This is a genomic window from Rhodomicrobium udaipurense JA643 (genome assembly GCF_000636015.1).
Taxonomy (GTDB): domain Bacteria; phylum Pseudomonadota; class Alphaproteobacteria; order Rhizobiales; family Rhodomicrobiaceae; genus Rhodomicrobium; species Rhodomicrobium udaipurense.
The window spans coordinates 1-10,269 of record NZ_JFZJ01000116.1 but is presented as its reverse complement, the minus strand read 5'-3'; the positions used below and the strand labels follow the sequence as shown (position 1 = coordinate 10,269).

Genomic DNA, 10,269 nt, shown 5'->3' with positions numbered 1-10,269 from the left:
CTCGGCGACGGCGGCGGCTCGATCAATCGAGCTGTGCGCCTGATCTGATCGCGTTCGCATAGCTGCCGCTCGCTGGCGCTGCGGCTCGAACTGCTGCACGCTTTTCTACGCCGATAGCCGGCTTCGCTTAGCAGGGTGCGGTAACTCGGACCCGATTTGACGCAGTGAGACTGATCGACACCCAAAACTTACAGCCCTTCAAGCAATCCAGTATCGGTGCGGGTGCGAGCCGAGGCGGCGTGTCGACGTCCGCGCGCTCCAAAGCCTTTCGGCCCTTCAAACCGGCAGCAAACATCATCGTCACGAGGGCATCGCCTTCACGCTAACGCCCTCTTTGTGGAATGGTTCAAATTTGCTTGACCTAAAACGGTATTGAGGTACTCTAATGCGTAAATAACGAAACGCGATGAGGGGCAAATGCCGATAGCAGCATACCGATGGGTGATGACGAGTGTCGGGGAACCGTTGATCCGGCAGTCGTTCGAACTTGGCGCACCTGCTGCGGGCGAGGTCACGGTTGAGATCGCCGGCTGCGGCGTCTGTCATACGGATCTCGGGTATTATTACGATGGTGTCCGCACGAACCAGCCCCTGCCCCTGACGCTTGGCCATGAGATCAGCGGACGCGTCGTCGCCGCTGGGGCAGGCGCCGAACATTGGCTCGGCCGCGCCGTCATCATCCCCGCCGTCATTCCCTGCGGCACCTGCGATGCTTGCAAGCGCGGCAAGGGCACGATCTGCGCGAAACAGGTCATGCCCGGCAACGATATCGAGGGCGGCTTCGCTTCCCACATCTCCGCGCCATCGTTCGGGCTCTGCGCTGTCGACGAGAACCGCCTTGAAGCTGCGGGGCTCAAACTCGCCGATGTTTCCGTCGTCGCGGACGCGGTCACAACGCCCTATCAGGCCGTCATTCAAGCGGGTGTCGGTCCCGGCACCCTCTGCATCGTGATCGGGGTTGGCGGCGTCGGCGGTCATTGCGCGCAGGTCGCCTCGGCCTTCGGTGGCACGGTCGTCGCCATCGACGTCGATGACGTAAAGCTGGCCGCGATCGCTGCCCATGGCGTCGCCAAGACATTCAATGCGCGCAGCGTCGACCCGAAGGCGCTCAAGAAAGAGATCGCCGGGTTTGCAAAAGGCCACGGCCTTCCGACGCGCGAATGGGTGATCTTCGAATGCTCGGGGACGGCGGCCGGTCAGTCGACTGCGTGGAGCCTCCTCGTTCATGGCGCAACGCTCGCCGTCGTCGGCTTCACCATGGATAAGGTCGAGGTCCGCCTCTCGAACCTGATGGCGTTCCACGCCCGCGCGCTTGGCAACTGGGGCTGCGCGACGGAGCTTTATCCGGGCGCGCTGGACCTCGTCCTCGACCGCAAGATCGAACTTGCCGCCTTCATCGAGCGCCATCCGCTCGACAGCATCAACGAGATCTTCGCCATGGCGCATGAGCACAAGCTTACGCGTCGCGCCATTCTCGTCCCCTGAGCAGCAATGACACCGAACGAAAAGAAGAGACTGAGGAAATGACCCTGACTACAGCGTCGATAGCGAGAGCTACGGCTCCCGAAGCCCTGCACGATCACAATCTGGCTGAAATCGTGGTACCCGGCGTTCGCTATGAAAAGCGGCCCGCTCGCACGCCGGACGGCGAGATCGTACCCGGCCTCTACAATGCGTGGATCACGCTCGACAATCCCGCGCAGTACAATTCCTACACCACCGAGATGGTCAAAGGCGTGATCCTTGCCTTCCGCGCGGCATCGAATGCGCGCGACGTGGTGGCGACTGTGTTTACCGGCGCGGGCGACAGGGCCTTCTGCACCGGCGGCAACACCAAGGAATACGCCGAGTATTACGCCGGAAATCCGCAGGAATACCGGCAATATATGCGCCTGTTCAACGACATGGTGTCCGCGATCCTCGGATGCGACAAGCCTGTCGTGTGCCGCGTCAACGGCATGCGCATCGGCGGCGGCCAGGAAATCGGCATGGCCTGCGATTTCACCATCGCGCAGGATCTGGCGCGCTTCGGTCAGGCTGGGCCGAAGCATGGATCGGCCCCGATTGGCGGCGCTACGGATTTCCTGCCCGTCATGGTCGGTGCGGAAATGGCGATGGTGTCCGGCTCGCTTTGCGAACCATGGACGGCGCACAAGGCCTATCGGCTCGGCATGATCACGGACATCGTGCCCGCGCTCAAGGTCGATGGACGCTTCGTCGCGAACCCGCTCGTCATCACGGATCGCTATGTCGATGAATACGGCCGCATCGTCCACGGCGAACCCAAGACGGGCGTCGAACTGGCGGCGGGCAAGGACGTGCTGAAGAAGGGCACGGTCGATCTCTCGTTGCTCGACGCCAAGATCGAGGAGCTTTGCGGCAAGATCCTGCTGACGTTCCCGGATTGCTTCACGAAGACCATCGAGGAACTGCGGAAGCCCAAGATCAATGCCTGGAACGCGAACAAGGAGAACAGCCGCGCCTGGCTCGCGCTCAACATGATGACGGAGGCGCGCGCCGGGTTCCGCGCCTTCAACGAAGGCACCAAGGACGACCGCGAAATCGATTTCATCGCGCTGCGGCAGGCGCTTGCGGCCGGTGCGCCGTGGACGCCGGAATTGACCGAGGCGCTTCTTCCGGCCGCGCGGGGGGCGAAATGACCATCGAACCGCTGAAAGTATGGCACGACCGGGGGGGCGCGCTTCTCAGGTTGCGGCTCGCGCGTCCCAAGGCGAACATCGTCGATGCGGAGATGATCGCCGCGCTGACGGCTGCGCTCGACGCACATATGAGCGATACGGCGATCCTCGCCGTGCTTATCGATCACGAGGGGCCGCATTTCAGCTTTGGCGCGAGCGTGCAGGAGCATCTGCCGGACCAGTGCGACGCGATGCTGAAGTCCTTCAACGCACTCGTCATGCGGCTTGTCGCGGCTCCGGTGCCGGTCCTGGTCGCGGTGCGAGGGCAATGCCTCGGCGGCGGCATGGAAGTCGCCATCGCGGGGAGCCGGATCTTCGCCACTCCGGATGCAAAATTCGGTCAACCCGAGATCATCCTCGGCGTGTTTGCGCCGCCGGCATCGTGCATCCTGCCGGAAAAGATCGCGCGCTCGGCGGCGGAGGACATTCTTCTGTCGGGGCGCTCGATTTCCGGGGAGCAGGCATTCGCGCTCGGCCTTGTTTCCGAGATTACGCCTGAACCGGAGGCGGCAGCGCTCTCCTATTTCGATCACGCGCTTGCGGCGCTTAGCCCGTCGTCGCTGCGCATCGCCGTGAAGGCGGCCCGCCTCGACATGGTCGAGCGCATCCGCACCAAGCTCTGCAACCTCGAACATCTCTATCTGGAAAAACTGATGTCCACGAAGGACGCAGTGGAAGGCCTGACCGCGTTCATCGAGAAACGCCCGGCCCAATGGGAGGCCCGCTGACCATGACGACGACAGCCGAAATCGTTTCTCGCTGCGAAGCCATCTTCGAGGATCTGGACTTTACCGCCGCGCGCGCCTGGAAGGACGCGGTCCCCGGTCGCAAAGTGGTCGGCTTCCTGCCGCTCTACGCGCCGCTCGAACTGATCCACGCGGCGGGTTGCCTGCCGCTCGGCCTGTTCGGCGGCGGCGACAAGCTGGAAGTCATCCACGGCGATGCCTTCTACCAGAGCTATATCTGCCGCATCCCGCGCTCGACCGTCGAACTCGGCATGACGAAGCGCCTCGACTTCGTGGATGGCATGATCTTCCCGTTCGTCTGCGACGTGATCCGCAACCTTTCGGGCATGTGGAAGATCATGTTCCCGAACGTCTGGACCAAGTTCTTCGATACGCCGCAGAACTTCGATCCTGAAATCGGCGGCAGCTACTACGTGGCGGAATTGCAGGAGATGCGCGACGGGCTAGAGACGCTTACGGGCCGCAAGGTCAGCGACGACGATCTCAGGCGTTCCATCGCGCTCTACAACGAGAACCGCCGTCTCGTGCGCCAGCTCTACACGTTCCGTGCGCGCCAGCCCTGGAAGGCGCCGACGTCGGAAGTCTATCTGCTCATGCGGGCCGGGCTGATGATCGACGTAGCGGAGCATAATGCGCTTCTCGTTCGCTACATGGCCGCAGCCGAGAAGGAAGATCGGCCGAAGCGCGACAACGTTCGCGTGGCGATCTACGGCTCCTTCTGCGAGCAGCCGCCGCTGAACCTCATCAAGTCCATCGAGATGGCAGGCTGCTACGTAGTCGAGGACGACTATATCCTCGTCAATCGGTTCCTCACTGAAGACGTAGCGCTCGACATCGATCCACTCGAAGCGCTCGCCACCGCCTACATCGCTCATTCGGTCGAAACGTCGTGCAAATACGTCCCGCGCGAAGGCGAAAAGGGCAAGTTCCACGTCGATCAGATCCGCAAAGCGGGCGCAGAAGGCGTGATCTACGCGACGCCGAGCTTCTGCGACCCCGCCCTGCTCGACCGCCCGATGATCTGCAAGAAGCTCACCGAGGAGGGCATCCCGCACATCTCGTTCAAATACGCCGAGAACTCCGGGCAGATGCAGCCGGTTCGCGAGCAAGCCGGCACGTTCGCCGATTCCATCAAGCTTTGGAGCTGACACATGAGCGAAATCGTCAAGGAACCGTCGATGCTCCTCCAGAAGGAGATGATCGCGCGCAACTACGAGGCCATTACCTCGAAGCATGAGACGGGCCGCAAGGTCTCGTCCACCTTCGTGCCGGGCAATCTCAATGAACTGCTGCTTTGCTTCGACATCGTGAACAATCTACCCGAGATCAACGCGATCCAGAACGGCATGAGAAAGCTGTCGGGCAACTACATCATGGATGCCGAGAAGTCGGGCCATTCCGAAGACGTCTGCACCTATGTGAAGGCGGATATCGGCATGATGGGCGCGGGTAACATCGCACCGAACGGCAAGCCCTTCCCGAAACCGGACGTGCTGCTGCTTTCGTATACGGGCTGCTACACCTTCATGAAGTGGTTTGAGCTTCTACGCGAGGAATACAAGTGCCCCACGCTGATGCTGCATGTGCCGTATGAGGGCGACGGGCATTCGACAAAGAACATGCGCGACTACATCGTCAAGCAGCTGAAGGAAGTCATCATTCCGGGGCTTGAGCAGGTGTCGGGCATCAAGTTCGATATCGACCGACTGCGTGAAGCACTGCGTAACTCGGCGAAGGCCGAAGACAACCTCGTCTGGGTGCTCGAATCCGGCAAGCACAAGCCATCGCCCATCGACGCCTACTTCGGCGGTGTCTACTATATCGGGCCGATCTTCACCGCCTTTCGCGGCACTCCCGATGCCATCGCCTATTACGACGCGCTGCGCACGGAAGTGCAGGCCCGCATCGATACGCGTCAGGGGCCGATCACGCCCGACGGATCGAACTTCAACGATCAGCGCTATCGGCTCGTGGTCGAAGGCCCGCCGAACTGGACCCACTTCCGCGAATTCTGGAAGATGTTCTCGGACGAAGGCGCGGTGGTCGTTGCATCGAGCTACACCAAGGTCGGCGGGATGTACGACCTGGGCTTCCGCCACGACGCGGATAACCCACTCGAAACACTCGCGGATTACTGCCTCGGCTGTTACACGAACCGCAATCTCCCGACGCGCGTCGACATCCTCGCGAAGTATATCGAGGAATACGAGGCGGATGGACTGCTCATCAACTCGATCAAGAGCTGCAACAGTTTCTCCGCCGGTCAGCTCATGATGATGAACGAGGTCGAGCGGCGTACCGGCAAACCCGGCGCGTTCATCGAAACCGATCTGGTCGATCCGCGCTATTTCTCGGCGGCGAACGTGAAGAACCGTCTGGAAAGCTACTTCCAGATGATCGAACAGAAGCGTCTCGGCACGGCCAAGGCAGCGTAAGGAAGGACACCATCATGCGTTGCTTCATCGGCATCGACCTCGGTTCCACCACGACGAAAGCCGTGGTGATGGACGAGAACCAGAATGTGCTCGGGCGCGGCATCACCAACTCGCGCTCCAATTACGACACCGCCGCTGCGGTCTCGAAGCAGGAGGCGCTCGTCGATACACGGCTGACGCTGTTCCGCCGCGCTCTCGAAGCCGTACCCGGAACGGCGGACACCGCAGAAGCAGTCCTCGCCGGGCTTGAGCGGAATTTCCGCCACATCCAGTTCGTTGAACAGCTCGAAGATCTGGAGCGCACTTGCATCGGCAATGTGAAGGGTCCGCGCTTCGCCGGGCGCGAAAAGCCCGTCATTGAAGCGCTGGCGGAGACGTTTCGGCGGCTTCGCGAGCACTCCGCGACGCAGTTCGCGCCGGGCTTCCGCCGCAAGTCCGACTTTTTCCGCGACCTGGCGGGCGGCGATTTCATGCACAACGGCGAGGCGGTCTGCCGCGAGGCCGGGCTCGCCTTCGACCTCATTCTCAACATCTACGACAAGTCGATCATCGAGGTCGAGAACCGCCCACCCGCGGGCGACATCGAAGGCAAGTTCGTCCGCGCGCTGGAAATGGGATCGCTCGATCAGTCGCTGATCGCCGCGCCGGTGAAGGCCGCCCTCTCCATCCCGCTCGAAGAAACCTACGTCGTCGGCACGGGCTACGGCCGCGTGCGCCTTCCCTTCCCGAAGGAGCACATCCGCTCGGAAATCCTGTGCCACGGTCTCGGCGCGCACATCATGTATCCGCGAACCCGCACCGTGCTCGACATCGGCGGACAGGACACGAAGGGCATCCAGGTCGATCCGGCGGGCATCGTCGAGAACTTCCAGATGAACGACCGCTGCGCGGCGGGCTGCGGACGCTACCTCGGCTATATCGCGGACGAGATGAACATGGGCCTTCAGGAACTCGGGCCGCTCGCCATGCAGTCGACGAAGCAGGTGCGCATCAATTCCACCTGTACCGTGTTCGCGGGCGCCGAGCTTCGCGACCGCCTCGCGCTCGGCGAGAAGCGCGAGGACATCCTCGCGGGGCTGCACCGGGCGATCATCCTGCGCGCCATGTCGATCCTGTCACGGGCCGGCGGCGTGAAGGACCAGTTCACCTTCACCGGCGGCGTCGCGAAGAATGAGGCTGCGGTGCGCGAACTGCGGAAGCTCATCAAGGAAAACTACGGCGACGTGCAGATCAACATCAATCCGGACTCCATCTACACCGGGGCGCTTGGCGGCGCGGCCTTTGCCGTGCGCGCGGTCCTGAACTGAGCCTGCCGAAAGGACGAGATCATGAGTGCTATCATTACAGCGGGCGTGGACATTGGTTCGGGCTGCGTCAAGACGGTGCTGTTCGAGATTGATGGTGAAAGGACGCGTTGGCTCGGCAAGGAGTACGCGCGGATCAGGAGCCGCGATCCCTTCGCGCTGGCTGCCGAGACTTACGACGCAATGCTCGCGAAGGCTGGCGTTTCCGCGGGCGACGTGGCGTATGTCGCCTCGACCGGCGACGCGGAAAACTTGCGCTTCGCGACGGGGCATTTCTACTCGATGACGACGCACGGGCGCGGCGCCGTGTACCTCAACCCGGAAGCCCGCTCGGTGCTCGACATCGGCGCTCTCAACGGCCGCGCGATCCGCATCGACGGCGGCGGAAAGGTGCTGAACTACAAGATGACGAGCCAGTGCGCGTCGGGCTCAGGTCAGTTTCTGGAGAACATCGCGCGCTATCTCGGCATCGCGCATGACGAGATCGGCATGCTGTCTCAGCAGGCCGACAACCCCGAGCGCGTATCCTCGATCTGCGCTGTGCTCGCGGAAACCGACGTCATCAACATGGTGTCGCGCGGAGTTTCAGCGGCGAATATCCTCAAGGGCATTCATGTGTCGATGGCGGTGAGGCTCGCCAAGCTGTTGAAATCCATCGGCGCGACGGATGGCGTGGTGCAGATGACGGGCGGTCTCGCGCTCGACACGGGGCTCGTTGCGGCGCTGAACGAGGCGCTCGTCAAGGAGAAGGTCGCGCTCGTGGCCGAAAGCCACCCGGACTCGATCTATGCCGGGGCCGTCGGCGGCGCTCTCTGGGGGGCCTTCCGGCATCAGAAGCTGTCACGCCTCGAAGCGGTCGCGGCCTGATCGCTCATGGCACGAAAGGAAAACGAGGCGTTCGTGGGGCGCACCGCCATCGTGACGGGCGGATCGCGCGGCATCGGACGCGCCATTGCCGAAGGGTTGAAGGCGGGCGGCGCACGTGTCGTCGTCTTCGACCGCACCGACGGCGAACTGACGGGCATGGAGTTCCGCGCCGTCGACATCGCGAACAGTGCGGCGGTTGCGGCGGCGGTCGGCTCGCTCGATCGCCCTGCGGACCTCCTCGTCAACAATGCGGGTATCACGCGCGACCGCTCGCTGATGAAGATGAGCGACGAGGAATGGCAAGGCGTGCTGCACGTGAACCTGACGGGCGCATTCATGATGCTCCGTGCGGTTGCTCCGGCGATGTGCGCGCAAGGGTTCGGGCGCATCGTGAACGTCGTTTCGATCAATGGCCTGCGGGGAAAATTCGGGCAGGCCAACTATGCCGCCTCCAAGGCGGGCCTCGTCGGCCTGACGAAAACCGCAGCACGCGAGCTTGGGCCGAAGGGCGTGACCGTGAACGCCGTCGCGCCCGGCATGGTGCTGACCGAAATGACGCTTGCCCTCGCCGAAGACATCCGTCGCAAGGCGCTCGACGAAAGCGCGCTGAAAAAGCTGCCCGGCGTTTGCGACATCGCGGATGCGGTGCTGTTTCTCCTGTCCGACCGCGCCAGCTTCATCACCGGGCAGGTGCTGAAGGTCGATGCAGGTCAGTATATCTGAGCGCAGAGCGTCGTGCCGCGTCCGATTTGCGGCGCGACGCTGTAAATTTCATCTTCACGCCAGCTGATCTATTGCCCCGCCGCCTTGCGAATGACGGTTTCGATGGACGCCCCCTTGCTGCGACGGGCGATCTTCAACATCGTGTCGATGGTGATCGAGGACAGCGTCGCGCGGGCCGTATCCTCGATCTCGTTCATCACGAGACGCAACGCCTGTCCCTCGCTCGTGTCGTCGCCCGCCTCGAAGCCGCCGGTCGTCGGGCCAATGGGCTCGAAAATGGCGATGATATCGAACAAGGTCAGCCGCTTAGGATTGCCGACAAAGCGATAGCCACCGCCGACGCCGCGCGAGGCATCGACGATCCCCTCACGGCCGAGCGTGCGCAAAACCTTCGCCAAGTGGTTGGGCGAGATGGCGTATTTCTCCGCGATGTCGACCGCCGACATTTGGCGATGAGGCTGCGCGGCGAGTTCCAGAACCGAAAAAATGGCGTGCCGTGTCGCGACCTGAAGCCTCATTCGTCGAGATCCTTCTCAAGTTCCACAAACGGCCCTGCCATCATTCCCTGCGCGCGGAAGAACGACATGACGAGCTGCGCGTCGCGAGCCACCATGGTGCGAACCTTTGTTATGCCGGCGCGGCGAAAGGCGTCGCAGATTGCCTGGAAAAGGTCGGCGCCCATGCCCGACAGCCGGGTATTCGGATCGACCGCGATTGCGAAGACCCAGCCGCACGGCGGCGAGCCGAATTCCCAGGCGCGGATTTCGCCGGCGATGAAACCGAGCAGGACATCGTCCTTGACGGCGACGAGAAGGAAATGCTGCTTCCGCCGCGACTGGCAATCCTTGAAAAGCGCTTCCCAATAGGCCGGTTTCGGCGTCGTCGTAACGGCAGCATCGAGGCGAATGATCGGCTCGATATCGGCCGCGCAGGCCGGGCGAATAGTGAAATGCTGTTCTTCCGCCATCGCTCCGCTCCCTCGCAACCCTGGCCGTTTCGGACAACGTGTCATTATCGTACCGATTTGCGCTTGAATCGCAGACTTGACAAGAAGTTGATAATAGCTTTACCTAAAACGGTAAAACAGTACCGGTTTACCTTATGCGCCCAAGCGGGACGAGCCGGTCAGAAAAAAAATGCCGGGATGAAAGCGCAAACGCGCCAGAGGAAGAGGTGGGAGATGGGACTGTCGGTCGTGGCTGGGGAGGAGATCGCGTTTCCGCCGGTTTTCAATGTCGCGTCGGAGTTCATCGACCGGCACCTTCGCGATGGGCGTGCGGCTAAAGTCGCCGTGCGGACGCGGAAGGGAGACACCACCTACCGCGAGCTTTTCGAAGGCGTGAACCAGACCGCGAACTTTCTCGATGCGGCTCATATCGGCCGTGGCGAACGTGTCCTCATGATCGTGAAGGACAGCGTCGAGTTCTTCTTCGTGTTCTGGGGGGCGATCAAGGCTGGTGTTGTGCCTGTGCCGGTCAACACGCTTCTGCGCGCG

The 10,269-nt window shown here is 62.3% G+C and carries 11 protein-coding genes; 9 read left to right on the top strand and 2 right to left on the bottom strand.

Translation table 11 applies throughout. The features are described 5' to 3' along the window. Positions 1-417 precede the first annotated feature (417 nt). Genes had through T281_RS13830 form a run of 8 tightly spaced genes read left to right on the top strand, consistent with a single transcriptional unit; the run spans position 418 to position 8,774 of the window. Positions 418-1,485, top strand: a complete 1,068-nt coding sequence (gene had / locus T281_RS13865) for a 6-hydroxycyclohex-1-ene-1-carbonyl-CoA dehydrogenase (RefSeq protein ID WP_037240369.1) — start codon at positions 418-420, stop codon at positions 1,483-1,485. Between the two features lie 38 nt (positions 1,486-1,523). After that, the gene (oah, locus tag T281_RS13860; RefSeq protein WP_037240367.1) at positions 1,524-2,660 is read left to right on the top strand and encodes a 6-oxocyclohex-1-ene-1-carbonyl-CoA hydratase; all 1,137 of its coding nucleotides are present in this window, start codon (positions 1,524-1,526) and stop codon (positions 2,658-2,660) included. Continuing rightward, complete coding sequence (locus T281_RS13855; RefSeq protein ID WP_037240364.1) at positions 2,657-3,427, top strand: cyclohexa-1,5-dienecarbonyl-CoA hydratase; 771 nt, start codon at positions 2,657-2,659, stop codon at positions 3,425-3,427. The genes oah and T281_RS13855 overlap by 4 nt, the downstream gene beginning before the upstream one ends. A 2-nt stretch (positions 3,428-3,429) precedes the next feature. Further along, positions 3,430-4,593 (top strand): benzoyl-CoA reductase subunit C, encoded by a 1,164-nt coding sequence (gene bcrC, locus T281_RS13850; protein WP_037240372.1) that lies wholly within the window; start codon positions 3,430-3,432, stop codon positions 4,591-4,593. A 3-nt stretch (positions 4,594-4,596) separates the two neighbouring features. Then, a complete protein-coding gene (gene bcrB, locus T281_RS13845; RefSeq protein WP_037240361.1) occupies positions 4,597-5,880 on the top strand; it encodes a benzoyl-CoA reductase subunit B in 1,284 nt (427 codons plus the stop codon). Positions 5,881-5,894: 14 nt separating this feature from the next. Then, a complete protein-coding gene (gene bcrA, locus T281_RS13840; protein ID WP_013417736.1) occupies positions 5,895-7,187 on the top strand; it encodes a benzoyl-CoA reductase subunit A in 1,293 nt (430 codons plus the stop codon). Positions 7,188-7,208: 21 nt separating this feature from the next. Continuing rightward, positions 7,209-8,051 carry a benzoyl-CoA reductase subunit D gene (gene bcrD, locus T281_RS13835; protein WP_037240357.1) on the top strand — a complete coding sequence of 281 codons (843 nt, stop codon included), beginning with the start codon at positions 7,209-7,211 and terminating at the stop codon, positions 8,049-8,051. Between the two features lie 6 nt (positions 8,052-8,057). Next, complete coding sequence (locus T281_RS13830) at positions 8,058-8,774, top strand: SDR family oxidoreductase (RefSeq protein ID WP_037240355.1); 717 nt, start codon at positions 8,058-8,060, stop codon at positions 8,772-8,774. Between the two features lie 68 nt (positions 8,775-8,842). Here the strand turns inward: T281_RS13830 and T281_RS13825 are convergent, their stop codons facing one another. Together T281_RS13825 and T281_RS13820 are read right to left on the bottom strand one after the other, a co-directional pair. Continuing rightward, positions 8,843-9,292 (bottom strand): Rrf2 family transcriptional regulator, encoded by a 450-nt coding sequence (locus tag T281_RS13825; protein WP_037240342.1) that lies wholly within the window; start codon positions 9,290-9,292, stop codon positions 8,843-8,845. Beyond that, positions 9,289-9,741, bottom strand: a complete 453-nt coding sequence (locus T281_RS13820; protein WP_052037502.1) for a GNAT family N-acetyltransferase — start codon at positions 9,739-9,741, stop codon at positions 9,289-9,291. The genes T281_RS13825 and T281_RS13820 overlap by 4 nt, the downstream gene beginning before the upstream one ends. A gap of 213 nt (positions 9,742-9,954) precedes the next feature. Between T281_RS13820 and T281_RS13815 the strand changes: the two genes are divergently transcribed. Beyond that, positions 9,955-10,269, top strand: a 315-nt coding sequence (locus T281_RS13815) for an AMP-binding protein (RefSeq protein WP_155955255.1), incomplete at its 3' end; no start/stop codon positions are given.

Coding starts and splice junctions, on each gene's coding strand:
- had (WP_037240369.1), top strand. CDS start 418: ATGCCGATAGCAGCATACCGATGGGTGATGACGAGTGTCGGGGAACCG.
- oah (WP_037240367.1), top strand. CDS start 1,524: ATGACCCTGACTACAGCGTCGATAGCGAGAGCTACGGCTCCCGAAGCC.
- T281_RS13855 (WP_037240364.1), top strand. CDS start 2,657: ATGACCATCGAACCGCTGAAAGTATGGCACGACCGGGGGGGCGCGCTT.
- bcrC (WP_037240372.1), top strand. CDS start 3,430: ATGACGACGACAGCCGAAATCGTTTCTCGCTGCGAAGCCATCTTCGAG.
- bcrB (WP_037240361.1), top strand. CDS start 4,597: ATGAGCGAAATCGTCAAGGAACCGTCGATGCTCCTCCAGAAGGAGATG.
- bcrA (WP_013417736.1), top strand. CDS start 5,895: ATGCGTTGCTTCATCGGCATCGACCTCGGTTCCACCACGACGAAAGCC.
- bcrD (WP_037240357.1), top strand. CDS start 7,209: ATGAGTGCTATCATTACAGCGGGCGTGGACATTGGTTCGGGCTGCGTC.
- T281_RS13830 (WP_037240355.1), top strand. CDS start 8,058: ATGGCACGAAAGGAAAACGAGGCGTTCGTGGGGCGCACCGCCATCGTG.
- T281_RS13825 (WP_037240342.1), bottom strand. CDS start 9,292: ATGAGGCTTCAGGTCGCGACACGGCACGCCATTTTTTCGGTTCTGGAA.
- T281_RS13820 (WP_052037502.1), bottom strand. CDS start 9,741: ATGGCGGAAGAACAGCATTTCACTATTCGCCCGGCCTGCGCGGCCGAT.